This is a genomic window from Legionella longbeachae, assembly GCF_004283175.1.
Taxonomy (GTDB): Bacteria; Pseudomonadota; Gammaproteobacteria; order Legionellales; family Legionellaceae; genus Legionella; species Legionella longbeachae.
Genome location: NZ_RXNW01000004.1, coordinates 247,043 through 264,967 on the forward strand (window position 1 = coordinate 247,043; position 17,925 = coordinate 264,967).

Sequence of the window (17,925 nt, forward strand, 5' to 3'; positions counted from 1 at the left end):
CATTCATGCCAGGAAGCATTATATCTAATATGACTAGGCAAGGTCGCTCACGAATGATGCGATAGACCGCTCTATCATCACGTTTTTCAATAGATTACATCATAGCCTATCTCTTGTAAGCTTTGTTTGAGGTAATTTGCCAGCTTAACATTATCTTCTACAAGCAATATTGATTTCTCTTTCATTTGTTCTGTCTAAGCCTCTTTAAAATAAGAGAAACTATCGGAACAAATTCATTCTGAAATGATCTTTCAGTGTCACATAGATTTCAGGATGTTAGCAAACACGCGGCATAATTGTACAATTTATATACAATTGGTTTGTCTTAACTCGATATAATGATAGCTAATGGACAACAGTGTGGAGATAAATCGTGAGTACTTACGTTAAAAATTTTGATGCGAAGGAAATCAAATCTTCCCGTGGCATTAGCAAATTTGCAGAACCTGTTCAAAAAACGTATACAAATGAAAAACATTGTGAGCATTGTTATCCCGAGAAATGTTCACATTCCCGAATGAAGTTTTTTAATTTATTCGATTATTTTATATTAAATCCATTTATCTACATTTTATCTAAACTTTTTCTCATATCAAAACAGGATTTTGTGTTATTCAATAACCTATTAAATCAGCTGAGCATTACTGTTTTTCAAAAACTCAATCTATTTACCAAGACTAAAATTATTGATAGAAAACAAGTGAATAACAGCATTCTTGCATTTTGGGATGAAGCACAAAGAAGGGGGTTAGAGCTGTATAATTTTAAGGAATCTCACGCACATACCTCCTATTTTATGTTGGTGCGCAATACAAAAAAATATTATTTCACGCAGACTCCAGTTTCCCTTATTTCTCAAAAATCATGCTTTGATGAGGATACTCAATATGATAATAAATGGATTTTTAAGAAAAAATTATTAAATAACAAAATTCCTTGCCCTACAGGCAGGGTTTTTATCTCCAGAAAAAACGCTTATAACTATGGCATCTCATTGGGATTTCCTCTTGTAGTTAAGCCATTATCTGGATCGCTCAGTATTCATACTTCATGTAATATCAAAACTTCAGATGAATTAAAAGAAGCAATAAAAATAGTAAAACAAGTTGATTTTCGTGTACTGGTAGAGAAACACATTCCTGGTGAAGTTTATCGATCAGTCATTGTTAATGATTCATTGATCGCTTGTGTGATGCGACAACCAGAGAGCATTATTGGTGATGGTGTCACTGCACTTCAGCAGTTAATTAATAAAAAAAATAAAATGGCGTATCCCAACAAAATTACCCCAAATAGCAACCTAATGAAAACTTTGGCAGCCCAAGGAGTAGCTTTTAATAGGGTAATAAACAAAGGTCAACAAATCTTTATTTCAAACAAAGTCACTATGAGTAGTAGAGCAAAAATCAGTAATGTTACCGATCTGATACATCCTGAGAACACACTCCTATTGGAAAAAGTACATAAAATACTCAATATACCACTTACGGGCCTTGATTTTATTTGTCAGGATATTTCTCTTCCATGGCATAAGCAACAATTTGGAATTATTGAAAACAATAGCTTTCCTTATATTAACTTACATCTCAATCCATCTGATGGGAAAGGAATTAATGTAGCAGGTAAAATTTGGGACTATGTACTCGACGTTTTAAGTCAAAAAAACGAGTAACCCAATAAATGCACATTTTATATACAAATGATTTTTTTAACCCGGATACATAATAAATCTAAAGATGGGGAACAAGAAATTTTTAACCCATCTCCTTTTAATATGAAGCCATAGTAATAAAGAGTAGTGGTTTATTGATTTTTGAAAAGAACTTTAATTCAAGACTCCATTTTATATCCAATAACACAATTACGTAATTGGGAAATACCATTTTATGCTTTCTTAAGACTAAGCCCTTAATTCTCGACACAAGATCATTGAGGTCATTGGTTGCCTGTTGAAGCGATTCAATAGGTAGTAGCTTTTTAGGCTATGATCGAAGCTTAACTAGCTTCAACTTAAAAAGCATGTTTGATGTTTTCTGGATATCGGTGACGTGTGCTAGCTTTTTTATTGCTTCATTCTGATGAGTGTTATAATGTCCGAGAGCTTGCGAGGTTAACTGGGGTTCTGGGATTCTAGGCTGCCAGCATGTTAGGGCGTAAACCTCCTCACCAACCAATCTTCTGTTAGACCAATAATTTTTTCAATAGTAATTGTTAATGCCACGTTTTTCTTGGCAAAGAAATACTAAAACTCGCTCCTTTTAATCTCTTAGAGTCATTGATTAAAAGCGCTCCATCATGTAACGTCACAATGGATTTTGTAATGGATAAACCAAGCCCAATATGTTTGCCTGTTGTATCACTTGGATTTAATGTTGTAAACGGTTCAACGATTTTTTCTCTATCTGGTTTAGGCACTCCAGGACCATCATCATCTACATGAATAATCACTGATTTATTTTGATATTCCAATCGAACTAGTATTTCTTTATGAGCGTATTTTAGTGCATTACTCAAAAGATTTGTTAGCGCGTGGTAGCATAATTTTGGATCAAACGAGATCAATTCATTATCGCTTTGTTGGTATTCAAAGGATACTTTTACTGCATAGGCTTGATAATTTTTCAATAAATTCTCAAGCCATTGACGTAAGTTTATTACTTCCTTATTGAGTTTAAGTTCATGGGTGGCACTTTGCGAGTAAAGTAAAAAAGTGCCAATCAATCGATTCAGTTCTTGTATGTCTTCTTCGATACTTTCAAAATGTTCTTGTTCTTCATTAGACGTAGTTTTAAGTTTCTTTAAAGAGTCAATCGCCAACTGCATAGTGTATAAAGGGGTGCGTACTTCATGTGCTACAAATCGTGCCATATTTTGCTGTGATTGCATCAATAAATTGATTTGCTGCCCCATAGCAACCACATTTTCGTAGACCCCTCTTAAGGTTGAAAAGCGAGTTAAGTTCATATCATAATCAAAGTGCCCCTGACTGTACTCTTGGGTTAATTTATGTATTTTTGCGCTGTTTCTGCTAAATAGCCAAGTAAGAATTGTCACAGAAAAAACAGCCCACAAGGTTATGGTGATCACGAAGTATATTTGAATATTTGAAAATTGCAGTGAAAAATAAGGATAGTTTAAAGGGCCCACGCTTATTATTTGGTCACTGTTAGGAATTTTAAAATAAATCGTTGTTATTGGCTTATCATAAAATGGGATATCATAAACTACATCATCATGGATTAACTGATTTCTTATATTATCAGAAATATTTTTACTGTTCATTGCGCTGAGTTTTAAAGGAATTTGATATTGAAATTGGAACTTATCTAATGCTTCATTCCATTCTCTCATCGGGAGAGTATTTAAAGTGTTTAAAATGAAGCTCCTCATTAAATAAGTCGCACTTTTAACAATATCACTCATGGATGCCCCGACCTGCATTTTCAAAACAGAAGAGCTTTCAGCAATCCGTTTGTAGGCATAGACATCATGAAGACTGTAAGTCAAAAACATAAGATTTCTTTCATCTTTATAAACAATATCCCCCATGAGCAATTGTTCTTTTTCTCTTTTAGTAAACGGCAAGGAGTTAATATCCATAACGAGCGGGGCATTGCTGTTGTGGGGGAATAATTTTTTTAATTCATCATTAGCTCTCATACGAAAGGCTACTGTAGGGAGTTTTACAACAGATCCAGGCGATTCATTTGATTTGAGTACTATTTCTTCTAGTGCTGAAAAATTACCAATAGCTAGGCAACGTCCCTGAAGTTTTTTTAGTCAAGATTTAATCTTGAAATGAGCACGAATTTTTCAATGTCACTTCGAACTGCTCCCTCTCCCGCGATAGGAACTTTGCTAGTATGATGATGCCTTTCGCGGGAGAGGGCTGGGGAGAGGGAATGTCACGGATGGTTATTGATGACGAAATGTGGTCTCGTTTAGAAGATTTACTACCAAAGCCTAAAGGCCGACACGGTAAAGATGATCGGTTATTTATGGAGGCAATTTGTTGGATGCTTCGTACTGGTGCTGCGTGGCGTGACTTGCCCCGGGACTATGGCCACTGGAAAAGTGTTTATAATCGTTATAATAACTGGTCGAAAAAAGGTTATATCACCGCAATATTGGCGGAATTAAAAAAAAGATGGCGATCACGAATGGCACATGCTTGATGGGTCGATTATAAAAGTACATCAAGATGCAATGAGAAGCAGCTACGATAAAAGCGCAGAAGCAATTGGCTCTAGCGTAGGCGGACTTAGCACCAAAATTCATGCTAAAGTTGACTCATTGGGCCAACTTGTCAATATACTGATAACACCTGGTCAGGTGCATGAGAGTCAAGTTGCTCATGAAGTTTGGGCGAATGAGTATTGTGAATACTTTCTGGCAGATAAGGCTTACGATATTGATGGTTTTCGAAAAAGACTAACAGATGATGGGATAACGGCTGTTATCCCAAGCAAAAAGAATCGCTTGCATCCAACGACTCATGATCGTGATATCTACAAGGAAAGAAATATTGTTGAGCGTTTTTTTCAGAAGATTAAGCGTTTTAGGATTGCTACAAGGTATGATAAAACAGCTAGGATGTACCTCACTGGAGTGATGTTTGTAAGTATACTATTAGCAGTGAAGTAACGCAGACATGATAACTTCAAGAACAGAAGGCGTTTGCTGAAAAACGTCATGATTCCAAAAACGCAAGACCTTAAACCCATTAGACATTAGCCAATCCGTGCGCTTGGTATCGTATATTTTATCGTCCATGTATTGGCCTCCATCAAGCTCGATAACCAATCGTTTTTCAATGCAGACAAAGTCAACGATATATGAACCTATTGGCACTTGTCTCTTGAATTTAAATCCAAGTCTACCCGCTCGAAGATGATACCAAAGATGTCTCTCAGCATCGGTGCTATTTTTCCGTAAATTCCGGGCTCGTTGTCTTAGCGCAGACTTGTCCATTTCCCTCTCCCCAGCCCTCTCCCGCGAAAGGCATCATCATACTAGCAAAGTTCCTATCGCGGGAGAGGGGGCAGTTCGAAGTGACATTGAAAAATCTGTGCTTACGTCATGATTAAATCTTGACTAAAAAAACTTCAGGGACGTTGCCTAGATCTCTGAATAATGTTTTTCTAAAAACTTAGTTAACTTTTCGTTTCTTAAAGGTTTACAAAAATAATATCCTTGGATTTGATCACAATTAGATTGTTTTAAATAAGTTAGTTGATCTTCATTCTCTACTCCCTCAGCAACAACTGAAATATCTAATGAATGAGCCATAGAAATAATTGCCCTCACAATTTCAGAATCATTATAGTCCAGGGGGATATTTCTAATAAAAGTTCTATCTATTTTTAAAGTGTTAAAAGCTATTTTTTTTAGATAACTTAATGAAGAATAACCTGTTCCAAAATCATCAATGGTCATTAGAATGCCATGATCTTGGAATTTTTTTATTGTTTTTAAATTATTTTCAATATCATGCATTAACGTAGTCTCAGTTATTTCAAACTCTAACACACTAGGGCTTAAATGATAGGTACTCAGCGCCGAATCAATCGCAGCAATTAATTCACTTTTTTGAATTATTAGAGCTGAAATATTTATAGCTACTGGAAAAGAAGTGAGTTTATTTGATTGCCACTCCTTAATCTGTTTGCATACTAAATCAAAGACAACTTCTGTTAAAGGCATGATCAGCCCTGTTTCTTCCGCTATAGGGATAAATTGTTTGGGAGATATTCGCCCTATTTTTGGGTGGTGCCAACGTAATAAGGCTTCTACACCTTTAACTGCGCCTGAAACTAAACATAATTTAGGTTGATATTGGACAAAAAAATTTTCATTTGATATTCCAAGGCGCAATTCATTTTCTATTGATAATCTAGAGCAGAATTTTTTCGTTAGCTCAGAAGATGCAAATTGATAGTTATTTTTACCTTTTTGTTTTGCTGCATTCATAGCAAGGTCTGCATTAGTAAATAAACTCTCTGCAGACTCCCCATGAAGTGGATAGACACTAATTCCAATACTAGCCGTTATTATTATACTGATTCCTTCTATAATGATTGGTTTGGATAAAGTTTCTTTAATTAAATTTGCAAAAGAAATAGGTTCTTTTGAAATCTCGGTGACGTTATTGAGGATTACAATAAATTGATCGGACTCTAAAAAACCTATTGAATCTTCATAAGGTACACAATTTTGTAATCGCCCAGCAATTTCTTGTATAATTTTGTTAGCCGTAATTTCACCATATGTTAAGAAAATTTTACTAAATCCATCTAAATCTATAAACAGTAAAGAAAAATAAGAATTTCTTTTTTGTGCTATTATTACGGCCTCATTGAGTAATTTTTTTATTTTTAAACGATTAGGTAATCCAGTTAAGCTATCATAATTAGTCAACAAGGTATTTCTTTTTTCTATTTGAGTCTTTCCTGATATATCATTTATAATTCTTTGTATTGCATACTTTCCTTCAAAGGTATAGGGGCAAGTAATTACCTCCACATCAATAACGTTTCCATGGATATCTAAAAATTTCTCTTGCATAAGCTCACCAATTTCTTGTTTCTTAAGTACAAAACTAGCGCGCTGATTTACAATTTTGTGAAAATTGGGATGTACAAAATTTAAGAAATTTTGACCTAAAATTTTTCCCGCATCATCTGCTCGAAAAATATTCAAGATGGCTTTATTAATAGAAACAATTTTATTATCAACTTCTACTAAAATTCCATAAGGGGAATTTTCTATTAATTGTTCTAATTTTTTTTCATTATCTAGTAGAGCACTTTCCATCTCTAAAGTCTTTGTTATATCTTCAATCGTTCCGTGATAATAAGTTCGATGTGTTTCTTTGTCATGAAATATATGCGCATTCTCTCGAACATATATTTTTTTGCCATAACGATTAAACCATATTGATTCGTAGCCAATTACATTATTATTTTTTTTTAAGAAGTTAAAAAATGGCTCCCGATCTGACTGTGAAAACGTATATATCTCAGTCAATTTTTTATTTTTTATTTCTGAGAAATCCTCATATCCTAAAATTTTAACAAAGGCTGGGTTGGCATGAACAAGTTTATGTTCTAGTGTCATGCGGTAAATACCTACATTAATATTTTCAAATATAACTCGGTTTTGCTGTTCAGAACTCTCCCTCAACCCTAGTAAAAGATTAATTTTGGTTTTTAATCGCTCTTTAGATATGGGTAAACTCAATACCTCATTAAAACCTTTTTTCATCCAGGGTAATTTATTTATGTATTTACTGCATAAAATAATAATAGGAAGTATCAATGGAGATGCGTCATTTTTTAAATGAATCAAATCCTGAGAATAGAGGTTGGAGTTTTTTGCATCAGCTATAATCAGGCTTACATGTTGTTCATACTTTTTGATATTCATTGGTACCGATAACTGGATTACCATATGGTGCATTTCCTCTAGAAAGGTTTTTAAAAGTTTATTATCAACTGGGTTTGAAATGAGTAAACCGATAGTGTGTTTTGGATTATCCATAATTTTTTTAACTGTTTAGTTTAAAATAAGGTGTGCCAGTAAGTATGCCTTGCATCTCTGTCAGAACATCTCCTACCTCAATTCCTTTAGAAGAATAATTAATTGTTCTAAGTTGAGACTCAAAATCACTAAGTCTTTTTTTAAGACAACATACAAGTTTTACAACTTGGGAGTTAAGCTCTGCATATCGCATTAATATAACATTATCAGCTAAGTGACTAACTCCTACATCAGTAATTCTTAAATTACCAGTGATTGCCTCCACCTCATTAATTAGTAAGGTGGTAGCTTCATTTCTATTTAAGTAATTAATAAGATTACATAAATGTGCATTTAAAGTGCCATATTCTTCCATGGCGATATGATAACCTCGTAAGCTATCTATCATTACTATGCTGAAGTGTTCATGTTCGACCATTTGACGTACAAAACTTAGCAGTTGATCGGGATATACCTCCATGGGATTAACACGAATAACTTTTAAGGAGCCGTTCTCCAAGAATTTATCTACAGATATATTTATTTTTCGTCCACGAATTAGGATAGATTCAACAGGCTCTTCGAAAGTAATTAATAATCCCTTGGCACCATTTTTTGCTCCATTTACTAGGAACTGAGTTCCTAATGTACTTTTACCAACGCCACTTGGGCCTGATATTATTGTTGTAGTTCCAGAATCAATGCCTCCTTTTAATAACTTATCTAATGATTTGATACCAAACGGAATGAGTGCTTTTCCCAGCGCACAAAACCCTATTTTTTCTATGATGTGGGGATAAATTTGAATACCTGTGTTGCTAATTTGGAAAGGATGAAGCCCTGACATAAAAGAAGAACCGCGCATTTTTTCAATTTGCACAGTGCGAATTCCTATAGCTCGGCTTTGAGATATCTCCAAATTTAGCCGGATAATTCCGTTCACTGCTAAAGCTACGGAGGTTTCTCGCTCTAATTCTGTTGGTTCAAAGAGAAGAAGAGATGTAATGCCAGTTGAATTTAAATAAGAAACTAAAGTAAGGATATGCTTTCTAAACTGATACTCGTCAAGAGATAAATATCTGAGTTGAGTTGTTGAATCAATAATTAGCCGATCTGGTTTTACCTCACTTATAGTTTTAAAAATTTCGTCCCAAACGGCAAACTGCTCAACTTCGCTAGGAGAAAATACTTGATATTCTTGAAGGTCTTCGCTGGTTATACATTTTCCAGGAGTTAAGTCAAGAAATACAATATTAGCTAAATCCCACTCAAAGACTTGAACATTCCTGGAAATTTCCTCAAATCGCTCTGCTAAAGTGATGTAAAGACACTTTTCTTTGGCCCTTACGCCATCTAAGAGCCATTGCAGAGAAAAAATAGTTTTTCCTGTTCCCGGTGATCCTACCAATAAATACGTACGTTCCCTAATCAAACCACCTTCAAGAATTTCATCAAGGCCAGATATACCCGTTTTCATTTTGGTTGAGTTAAAAAAAATTTTCTGATTAGGGTTATCGAATGAGGCCATTTCGAGCACTAGTTTTATTCTATAGTATAAATAGTTATAGCATTCAATAAGTTAAAATACAAATTAGTCCCTGTGTCGGCTTCATGGCGAAGCATTAACTTCTAAGGTTTGATGCGGTCAACCAAAAGTTTACAACCCAGTTAGCAATTTTCAGTTAAATTTCTGGTTCTAGAAATAAAGAATTACTTATTTAGAGTTTTTTTAAACTAGTATCAAATCTTATTAGATAAGGAATTATTTGCCCATTATTTTCACAATCAAGCTTCTTCTTTATACTCTCAAAATGTCTTTCTACAGTTCTTTTGGAAATCTCAAAAATTGAAGTAATGCGTTGGAAATTAAAATCAATATAATAAAGATAAATCATTTCCTTTTCTCTGTGGGTGAGATCTTTTGCCCCTAAAAAACTAAACGGTAATTGATTGTAATCAAAAACAGTATATTTTATAAGTTCAACAATTTGATTGTTAGAATATTGTATAATAATATCTCTTAATTTATCTGACGTGGTCAAGTAAAAGTTTAATTCCCCAGATAAAAGAAATAAAATTTGAATGTCAACGGTATCAAATCGCAGCGAAAAATATGGAGATAGTTCCAGAGTTAGAATCCACTCATCTGATCTTGCCTCGAAATACCGGACACCAACTTTATGCTGCTAACTGAAATTCATCTGGCGTCTGATATCCCAGAGTAGAATGTAGTCGAATACAAGTAATTGAGTTTCTTCTCTGGTTTTATATTTCTCCCCATAAAGCAATTCAGTTTTCAATGTGTGATAAAAGCTCTCCATCACCGCATTATCATAGCAATTGCCTTTGCCACTCATCGAGCAGATAAAACCATGTTGTTTCAAAAGCATCTGATATGTATCACTACAGTACTGTGCCCCCCTGTCTGAATGGTGAATCACACCTTTGGGTGGTTTGCAGCGCCTTATGGCCATGGTTAGAGCATCCTCAATGAGTTGAGTAACCAGTCGCGTCCCCATACTCCAGCCAACGATCTTTCTATTGTATAGGTCTATTACAGTCGCTAAATACAGCCACCCTTCATTTGTATGGATATACGTGATATCCGATGCCCAAGCTTTATTTAAACAGTGAGGTCTAAACTGTCGGCCTAAAATATTTTCGGCTACAGGTTTATTATGTTTACTGTTAGTAGTTACTTTAAAACGCCTTGCCGCCTTTGGTTTAAGTCCTTCTTGTTTCATAATACGACTTATCCGTGCCTTACAATGAAACTTGCCTGTGTTGCGTAATACCTGTTGAATTCTTGGAACACCATAAGTATGGCGTGACTTCACAAACTGCTCCTTTATGATCTTACTTAAATCTTCATTTTCTTGTTTACGTTGACTTGGTATTTTCTTAGCCCAGGCGTAATAGGCACTACTTGAAACACCTAAAATGAGACAAAGTCTTTTGGTGGTATGGAAAACCGACTGTTCCTTAATCATCGCGTAGATCGCTGGCTTTCCTTGGCGAAAAACGCGGCTGCTTTTTTTAGTATTTCACGCTCCTCCTCAAGCTCAGCAACACGAGCTTTCAAACGTCTCAACTCTAATTCTTTCTCATCATGTTTGGGTTGATTAGGGAACGCATTTTCTTGTTTCTTATGTAACTGTTTACGCCAGTTGTATAGGTTGTTTTCAGCAACCCCAAGTTCCTTGGCAACTTGCCTTACTGACTTACTCCCTTGCTCAAGGAGCTCTACTGCTTTTATTTTAAATTCTTTTGTGTAGCTGTTGTTGCTCATCTTAACTCCTCGTTACTGGGATTATACCCATTAAACAAGGTGTCCTGTAAATCGAGGGAGGTTCAATCAAATGAAAAACTCAGATCTGATTTTTGATAAGATAACCTTTCATTCTGCGTATTTTGAGATTACGCACAACTTTACCAATTTTAGTAAAGAGAAAGAAAAATACAACACCACTACTAATAAAGAAATCGATTCTTTTATTAAAACTCTAAAAAATTTTTTAAAAGTAAAAAATGAAACTAATCCCCCAAACGCAATTGCCTCATCAACTTACTCAAATCCCATAAATCAAATAAAACATACACAAAACCCTACTACTAACCAATTGAATTTTTTTAAGGAATCGAAGACAAAAAAAGACAGATGGGCGGCAGAAACCACCTATAGGAACTCGCAAAAATATTATGAACCGAGTATAACAATTTTTCTGAGGAGAAAATTTGTTAGTAAATTAAAGTAGAATGCTCTGGAAGATTTTATAATAGGAAATTTATACGCATACAAAAGGAAAAATTGATAGGCTAAAAGACACCTCTGAAAAAACGGTAACTGTCAGAGCAAGTTTGAGCTACTACAGCTAAATATGGGGGGTTACATCTTTCCTCCAAATTTTAAGAGAGATTTTCTTAGTAAATTTTTAAACCGCCTTTATTGTTTAATTTAACCTCATATAAGGCGCTATCAGCACGCATCATTATATCATCAAACTGAATATCAAAATCATCTAAAGTAGTACCACCAATACTCACTTTAATTGGTGAACTAAGCTGCTTTAATGATTCTACTAGCTCCTCTGCTTTCAACTCAATTACCGTTGTTGTTGCACCAGGCATTATAATTGCAAACTCATCACCTCCTATCCTACAAATTAGATCTGAATCCCTAAAAACTTCTTTACAGGTCTTAACTAAATTAATTAGAATTTTATCTCCAGATAAATGCCCCTTTGTATCATTGACTTTCTTAAAGTCATCAACGTCAATTAAAAGAAAGCCAACGTTATTATTTTTTCTGTTATTGTATTTTAAAATCTCATTAAGATAACTAATCATATAGCGCCGATTGAATGCGCCTGTTAAATCATCAATAAATGACATGTATTTCAGACTAATTTCAAGCTTTTTATATTCAGTAACGTCTCTTTCAATAGCGCAATAATATCCAATCGAACCATCTTCTTTAAACAAAGGGGTGATAATATAATCTATCCAAAACTCACTACCATCTTTTTTATAATTTAATAGCTCTGTCCTGTAGATTTGGCCATTTTTGATAGCTTTTCTTATCTGAGCTAGTGTTTGTCTATTAGTCTTTGGTCCTTGAAGTAAGCGTGGTGTCTTACCTATAACCTCAGCTGAAGAATACCCTGTGATTTTGGTAAAGGCAGGGTTAACATAAATAATTTCTGGACCATTAGGAGGATTAATGTTACCCGCCTTGGTAATGATTACCATATCATGGGCATACTCAATTACTTTTTTAAACGGTATTTTTTTATCTGACATAGTCCTCTCCATTAGGTTAAAGATGTTAAATATATTATAATCATAAATAACAAATGTATGAATTATATCGTTATTGTTCGTTTTTACCCTTTGAGGTATCAGAGTCCCAACCAATTTGAACAAAAGGCAGCAACTTTCATTAAAGAGTCGTTCTGCTTTTCAAATTGATTTGGGCTTAAATACCCCAAATATGAATGTAATCTGTAGCTGTTATAGAAAATGGTGATGTAATTCAAAATGTCCTGTTGAGCTTCCCATCGGTTTTGATAATTTCGCCACTGAACTCCCTCTTGTTTTAAGCGGGCAAAGAAGCTTAAAACAACGCGGTTATGCCTGCAATAAACTTTTACTTTTACCTATATTGCAGACCTTCAATTGGTGGACTTTCAAGAAATTTGAATCTTTATTTAAATGAGAATTCTTTTTCAAGGCATCTTAAATAACATGAATTGGATATATTAAGTACAAATTGATTAATTGAACAATCTTTATCTATACTTAATTAAATAGGATATTTGGATTTCTAAATGGAAGCTAACCCAGCTTTTGAAATTTTCATTGGTATCGTAGCTCCACTGGGAACTGATAGAAAATGGTTCGTTGATGCTTTAGAAGAAAAGTTTAAAACTAGAGATTATTCTATAGAAAAAATTTCGGTTACACACGAAGTAATTAATTTTATTCCAAATGATTGTAAAGCAACTTCATACGAATATTTTGTAAAAATGGAAGCTTGTAATGAACTGAGAAAAAAATTTTCAAACGGTTTCCTTATGGGCGTAATAATAAATCAGATAAAAAAATTAAGAAAAAAAGGAAAAAGGAAAGTTATTTATATAATCGAACAAATAAAAAATGTAGATGAATATAATATCTTAAGTCATGTATATGGTTTAAATTTTTTACAAATATCTTTATTTTCCAATGAAAAAAATCGAGATGATAATTTAAGAGCACGATTTAAAAATGATTGTGTTACAAATCTTTCAGATTATAAGTTTGAACCTAAAAAGTTTGATTCAAAATGAGGTTTCTGCGGGCTTGCAGAGACTCCATTTTATACTACGGGTTATTGAGTAGTCCAGTTTCTTTAGAAGTTAACGCACACAATTATCTGTCTAATTTTATTAATGAAACAAATATCTCCTTTATACACACGAAAAAATTAAGTCTAAAAACTATATCAAATCTAGTACCTTCTTTATTAAAAATGAAAAATGAATTAAATCTTGATTTTAAATTATATCGTTTACATAAATCAGACCTCGTCTTAATAATGTTTTTTGACAAAATTTTTGACTGTGGAGTAAATCCTAGGGTTTCTTATACAGCGTATTGGACTTACTTGAGATATATTTTTGTCCTTGAGCTATTTGATCTTTTTGATCAAAATGATTTGAAAAAATCATGGTCAGCTCACTTAAATCGCAATACTGATGAATCAGATTTAATCTTAATAGATGTCTGTAAATCGTTAAAATCAAAAGCCATTAAAAATAATTGTATTCAAAAATCAATTATAAAGGCTCTAAATTGGGTTATAAAAAATCCGAGAACAATAAACTATAATGCAACAAATGATTGGTTAATCAAACAATGGAGTCCTAATATTATTAATTTTCAGGCTGTGCTACATGGAATTCAAGATGCTACTGTAACTAGCAATGTTAAACCCGAGAAAATCATTATTGATCAGCAATTAGAATTTAATAATTCACAATTTGATTTACAAGACGTGTATAAACAGCTAAAACAAAATGGGGCAATTAGAGATACTAAATTTTTACCAAAACATGATTACACTAATATGCCTGATATTCCACTGGAATTTATTTCGAGTAAGGATAGTATAGGTTTGCAGATAGTAGATATATATTTGTGGACTCATCGAAGGTTTCTGGAGGGTATGAAAGAAAATGATCCTGAGCAATTATATTCTTTGATAAATAAAGAGCAACCTATAAACAATGATTTATCGAAACAATCAATAATTACACATCTTTGCTATTTTCTAAGAGAATTAACACCATGCGCTAAGAAAGATAAACCTATTTTAATGAGTGGAATAGAAAAATTAAAATCATTAGGAATTTTAACCGTTTAATAAATTCATTTTGAATAAGCATAGTGTGTGCGTAACCTCCATGTTTGGACAACAGTATACCAATGGACTACGAAGTGGGTCTAAAAGTAAAGCCCCCCCCCGGCCTGTTGAAAAACATGAAGAAACTTTACACAAGTTGTCGATAATGATCTAATACTATATTTTCAATAGGTTACAGTGGTTTTATGCAGGGAATTATAAATTTCAATAAAAAAATTTCTGAATTCGATTTGATACCAGCTAATCACTTCTTTAAAAAAGTGAACCATTACGTGGATTTTTCTTTTGCTAATAAACTAACTGAAGCCCTCTATAAGCAACCATCCAAAAGCATTTATAACAACTCTCGATAGGCGTTAAACTGAAATTGAATAGGGTCAATCAAGATAGACATATTCTGGACGTAGTTAAACCAGCGTGATGATTTTCAAATAAGTTTGGGTAAGTTTAAAATTACTGATACTGTCTGCTCTAGCGTAAATAATTTGAGATTATCTAATACCAAGGTACAATCTCCCAAAATATTGAATGCATAAATACATTGAAAAATAGTTTTTCGAGAATTACTTATGAAAAAATACAATATTGCATTACTTCCAGTTGATAAAGGTGCGGCTTTCATTGACGTTTCACAAAAATTTTCCATGATGGATCCCGTATATAATTTAGGTGAAAAATCGTTGCCACATGTTACGCTTTGTCAGTTTTATCAAGAAGAAAGGGAAATTGAAGCCACATGGGAAAAAATTTGTGATGCTTTAAGTGATCATGCTCTTGATTTAGAGTTTAAAAATTTTAGTCTCATTACGTTCGATAATAAAATGTTTTGGATTTCCTTGCTGCCAGATGCCTCGTCAGAACTACATCAACTGCAAGCAGAAGTAGCTGCTCTATTGAAAGTCTCAAGCAAAAGGCCCTATGATCCTCACTTAACTTTAATAAGTACTTTAGACAGCAAATATGAAGGCAAGGCAGTCCCATTTATTAAGGATTATCAACCAATCGCAGATAAATTTATTTTAGCGTTAGGGGAGTGTGATGAGCTAGGCCAGTTTATCCGCATTATTCATCAAAAAGAGCTAAGAGAAACTATAGCTTTGACAATATAGGAAGTCAGACTGATATTAGTTTTCGATAATGGATTGGTTTTTTTTGTAATTTAGCGTGGTTAATGCCGGCTAATATCCCAATATAGCAAGCTTGCAATGGAGGAAAATTATTAATTATGTCAGTCAGTCCCATGATTTGCTCTGGTGATCGCGTCATTTGATTTTTATTAATTTGATCCATGTATATCACGTTTCTATGGCGATCTAGCCCATGGATTGTATATTTATTCGAGGTATTTTCTGTAAAGCAATAAAAATAGCCTTTGGTGTGGTTATCTTTTTTTGGACTATTATTGTGAATTCCATAATAGTAACCAATATATGATGCATGTCTGGAAGAAAAACTATTTAGCAATGCCTCATCTTTAATGATTGCATCAAATTTTAGTGGAAGGGGAGCGTTAATACCTCGTGTATGTACAATAATTGTTTGCTTTTCCATATCTATGTGCTCAATCCGCGATAAGCATTTTCTATAAACAAAATGATCACGTAGAATTCTTATGTATCTAACTAATAATGTCCCTATATATGTAAAAATCATAACATCCTATCCCTTGGTTTTCCTTTGCACTCGATATTCAAATTATTAAACGGCTGTTTTTTTATAGTCATTTAAGTCATATACATTATCCATTGAAAACGGATTAAAATTAGTGTTGAAATCGAATATTTCAATTCCTTCATTAGCTTTCACTTTATCAATAAAGTACCAAATCAAAGGTAGAAGCATGATTTCACAAATTACTTTCTTGCTGAAAGCAGCGATTAATAATTTCATGAATGCTGCAGGAGGTATTGTTCCTGCAAAAGCTAATGTTATAAAGCAAACAATATCTATTGTAATTGCCACGGTGCTAGAGAGTAATATTCGTTTTGGAAGAGCTTTACCATTATTCTTCAGCTTCATATTTGACATGATATAGGCATTGAGAAAAAAGGAAATCATGAAACTAATTAATGATGCGCAGGTAATTCTTAGACTTTGCATTAAAATTGCATCGAACTCGTTTTGTAAATTCCAATAAGGAGAAGCTGGAATAATACTTACCACATAGACAAATAAAACATACAAAATATTCAATAAAAAACCTGACCATGCTGCCTGTCTTGCATTTTTGTATCCATAAATTTCAACAATGAGTGTAGTGGCTAAACTTGTAAATGGAAAAACTATAAAGCCACCCGTTAGGGTTAATCCAAATACAGAGACCAATTTGACCGCAGCTATGCATGAAATTAACCATGTCGCTGAAAAAAAAGTAAAAAATAAATATTGATATTTAAACTGAACATTAACTTGTGTCGGAGTTATAGAGGAAATCTTATTGTCGAACATGTTTAAAATCCAGGAAAGCCATTTGAAATATAGCTCTGAAAAAAAGATTTAAAATCATAAGATTGAATTATGGGGCTAATCTCTCATAGCTTTAACCATCTGTCAAAATATTATTTAGTAAAAATCAAAAAATTATTATAATTCTTGATGCTCGAAGAATGAGCAGGTTACTCCGTTACTATATTCACTATGTATTATTCATTGACTCCATTTTTCTTTTATGGAGGACAGTAAATACAACAACACCTAAGATGTCATGTTTTTTTTCATCAAAGAAAAGAGTTTCTGAGCCTGTAACGATGGGTTGTAATTGCCATTTAGGCGGATCAATAACAAGTTCTCGCAAGGATAGTTCTCTTTCATGCTTCATCCTTATCAAAATAATATCACTATCCATGGGTGTTTCTTCTGGGTTAATGATAAATAAAGTGCCAAGAGGAAACCTGGGCTGCATAGAGGGACGGCTTTCAATTGCAAAGGTTGATGCACTGATATAGTTTTGTTCACTAACTACCGGGTACCATTCACTCCAATTATTTAAATTAATATTTGCAATTGAATCACTAATTTCAATTTCTTTCCAACTTAGTATCGGTATAACTCTGGGTTTATTTTTGATCATTGCATTAATTGATCGGTGTCCGTTGTCATCTAATAATGAATCTATACTAACGTTGAAATAGTCTGCAAGCGCTTTAAGTGTGGATATTCTAGGATCTTCAGTTTCCCCTGAGATTATTCTGCGAATTGTCAAAACGGAGGTATTAAGGGCTCGTGCAATTTCAAGCTCCGGTACTTTGCGACTATCAATTAGAGCTTTTAAGTTTTTTGCAATGCTTTGTATTTGAGCGGGCTCCATTATTACTTCCGTTGAGTTTTTCATATTTAATTTTTTTATTGAAAATTCTAGTGTACAACTAATCACTAGAACTACCAAATTAATTAGCATAAAAATATAAAAAGGTGTTTTTTAAATGAAATTATATCAATAAATATATTTATAATTACAAATTTGATATTTAAGTTATTTGTTGGTAACATATTTTAAATTATAG

The 17,925-nt window shown here is 33.4% G+C and carries 18 protein-coding genes and 1 pseudogene; 7 read left to right on the forward strand and 12 right to left on the reverse strand.

Features of this window, described 5'->3' with window-relative positions:
- Window positions 1–373: 373 nt before the first annotated feature.
- Window positions 374–1,672 carry a hypothetical protein gene (locus EKG34_RS05835; RefSeq protein ID WP_080619908.1) on the forward strand — a complete coding sequence of 433 codons (1,299 nt, stop codon included), beginning with the start codon at window positions 374–376 and terminating at the stop codon, window positions 1,670–1,672.
- A 539-nt stretch (window positions 1,673–2,211) separates the two neighbouring features.
- Here the strand turns inward: EKG34_RS05835 and EKG34_RS05845 are convergent.
- Window positions 2,212–3,660: an ATP-binding protein gene (locus EKG34_RS05845; RefSeq protein ID WP_080619909.1), complete on the reverse strand. Its 1,449-nt coding sequence runs from the start codon at window positions 3,658–3,660 to the stop codon at window positions 2,212–2,214.
- A 242-nt stretch (window positions 3,661–3,902) separates the two neighbouring features.
- On the opposite strand from EKG34_RS05845, the gene EKG34_RS05850 reads away from it, so the two are divergent.
- Entirely contained in the window at window positions 3,903–4,175 is a 273-nt protein-coding gene (locus EKG34_RS05850; RefSeq protein WP_165391541.1) for a transposase, read from the forward strand.
- A complete protein-coding gene (locus tag EKG34_RS05855; protein WP_080619911.1) occupies window positions 4,168–4,644 on the forward strand; it encodes an IS5 family transposase in 477 nt (158 codons plus the stop codon). The genes EKG34_RS05850 and EKG34_RS05855 overlap by 8 nt, the downstream gene beginning before the upstream one ends.
- Here EKG34_RS05855 and EKG34_RS05860 read toward each other — a convergent pair.
- The 6 genes from EKG34_RS05860 to EKG34_RS05885 all read right to left on the reverse strand — a co-directional run bounded on the left by EKG34_RS05860 (window position 4,630) and on the right by EKG34_RS05885 (window position 10,807).
- Complete coding sequence (locus EKG34_RS05860; RefSeq protein WP_080619912.1) at window positions 4,630–4,971, reverse strand: endonuclease domain-containing protein; 342 nt, start codon at window positions 4,969–4,971, stop codon at window positions 4,630–4,632. The genes EKG34_RS05855 and EKG34_RS05860 overlap by 15 nt on opposite strands.
- Before the next feature lie 147 nt (window positions 4,972–5,118).
- Window positions 5,119–7,539, reverse strand: coding sequence for a sensor domain-containing protein (locus EKG34_RS05865; protein ID WP_080619913.1), 2,421 nt, complete (start codon window positions 7,537–7,539; stop codon window positions 5,119–5,121).
- 7 nt (window positions 7,540–7,546) lie between these two features.
- Window positions 7,547–8,995 carry an ATPase domain-containing protein gene (locus EKG34_RS05870; RefSeq protein ID WP_165391542.1) on the reverse strand — a complete coding sequence of 483 codons (1,449 nt, stop codon included), beginning with the start codon at window positions 8,993–8,995 and terminating at the stop codon, window positions 7,547–7,549.
- A 241-nt stretch (window positions 8,996–9,236) separates the two neighbouring features.
- Window positions 9,237–9,560 (reverse strand): helix-turn-helix transcriptional regulator, encoded by a 324-nt coding sequence (locus EKG34_RS05875; protein WP_223800070.1) that lies wholly within the window; start codon window positions 9,558–9,560, stop codon window positions 9,237–9,239.
- 144 nt (window positions 9,561–9,704) lie between these two features.
- Window positions 9,705–10,508 carry an IS3 family transposase gene (locus tag EKG34_RS05880; protein ID WP_080619916.1) on the reverse strand — a complete coding sequence of 268 codons (804 nt, stop codon included), beginning with the start codon at window positions 10,506–10,508 and terminating at the stop codon, window positions 9,705–9,707.
- Complete coding sequence (locus EKG34_RS05885) at window positions 10,505–10,807, reverse strand: transposase (protein WP_080619917.1); 303 nt, start codon at window positions 10,805–10,807, stop codon at window positions 10,505–10,507. The genes EKG34_RS05880 and EKG34_RS05885 overlap by 4 nt, the downstream gene beginning before the upstream one ends.
- Before the next feature lie 70 nt (window positions 10,808–10,877).
- Between EKG34_RS05885 and EKG34_RS05890 the strand changes: the two genes are divergently transcribed.
- Window positions 10,878–11,273 carry a hypothetical protein gene (locus EKG34_RS05890; protein WP_080619918.1) on the forward strand — a complete coding sequence of 132 codons (396 nt, stop codon included), beginning with the start codon at window positions 10,878–10,880 and terminating at the stop codon, window positions 11,271–11,273.
- Window positions 11,274–11,439: 166 nt separating this feature from the next.
- On the opposite strand, the gene EKG34_RS05895 is transcribed toward EKG34_RS05890, so the two are convergent.
- Together EKG34_RS05895 and EKG34_RS05900 are read right to left on the reverse strand one after the other, a co-directional pair.
- Window positions 11,440–12,318 carry a sensor domain-containing diguanylate cyclase gene (locus tag EKG34_RS05895; protein ID WP_165391543.1) on the reverse strand — a complete coding sequence of 293 codons (879 nt, stop codon included), beginning with the start codon at window positions 12,316–12,318 and terminating at the stop codon, window positions 11,440–11,442.
- Between the two features lie 98 nt (window positions 12,319–12,416).
- Window positions 12,417–12,656: pseudogene (locus EKG34_RS05900) on the reverse strand (IS3 family transposase); the annotation flags it as partial.
- 189 nt (window positions 12,657–12,845) lie between these two features.
- Between EKG34_RS05900 and EKG34_RS05905 the strand changes: the two are divergent.
- The 3 genes from EKG34_RS05905 to EKG34_RS05915 all read left to right on the forward strand — a co-directional run bounded on the left by EKG34_RS05905 (window position 12,846) and on the right by EKG34_RS05915 (window position 15,531).
- Complete coding sequence (locus tag EKG34_RS05905) at window positions 12,846–13,346, forward strand: hypothetical protein (RefSeq protein ID WP_080619920.1); 501 nt, start codon at window positions 12,846–12,848, stop codon at window positions 13,344–13,346.
- A gap of 182 nt (window positions 13,347–13,528) precedes the next feature.
- Window positions 13,529–14,422 (forward strand): DUF3800 domain-containing protein, encoded by an 894-nt coding sequence (locus tag EKG34_RS05910; protein WP_165391544.1) that lies wholly within the window; start codon window positions 13,529–13,531, stop codon window positions 14,420–14,422.
- A 569-nt stretch (window positions 14,423–14,991) separates the two neighbouring features.
- The gene (locus tag EKG34_RS05915) at window positions 14,992–15,531 is read left to right on the forward strand and encodes a 2'-5' RNA ligase family protein (protein ID WP_080619922.1); all 540 of its coding nucleotides are present in this window, start codon (window positions 14,992–14,994) and stop codon (window positions 15,529–15,531) included.
- A gap of 4 nt (window positions 15,532–15,535) precedes the next feature.
- On the opposite strand, the gene EKG34_RS05920 is transcribed toward EKG34_RS05915, so the two are convergent.
- The 3 genes from EKG34_RS05920 to EKG34_RS05930 all read right to left on the reverse strand — a co-directional run bounded on the left by EKG34_RS05920 (window position 15,536) and on the right by EKG34_RS05930 (window position 17,729).
- The gene (locus tag EKG34_RS05920; RefSeq protein WP_080619923.1) at window positions 15,536–15,973 is read right to left on the reverse strand and encodes a hypothetical protein; all 438 of its coding nucleotides are present in this window, start codon (window positions 15,971–15,973) and stop codon (window positions 15,536–15,538) included.
- Between the two features lie 147 nt (window positions 15,974–16,120).
- On the reverse strand, window positions 16,121–16,870 hold the full coding sequence (locus tag EKG34_RS05925; RefSeq protein WP_080619924.1) for a queuosine precursor transporter: 750 nt from the start codon (window positions 16,868–16,870) through the stop codon (window positions 16,121–16,123).
- Window positions 16,871–17,057: 187 nt separating this feature from the next.
- On the reverse strand, window positions 17,058–17,729 hold the full coding sequence (locus EKG34_RS05930; RefSeq protein ID WP_165391545.1) for a LexA family transcriptional regulator: 672 nt from the start codon (window positions 17,727–17,729) through the stop codon (window positions 17,058–17,060).
- Between the last annotated feature and the right edge of the window lie 196 nt (window positions 17,730–17,925).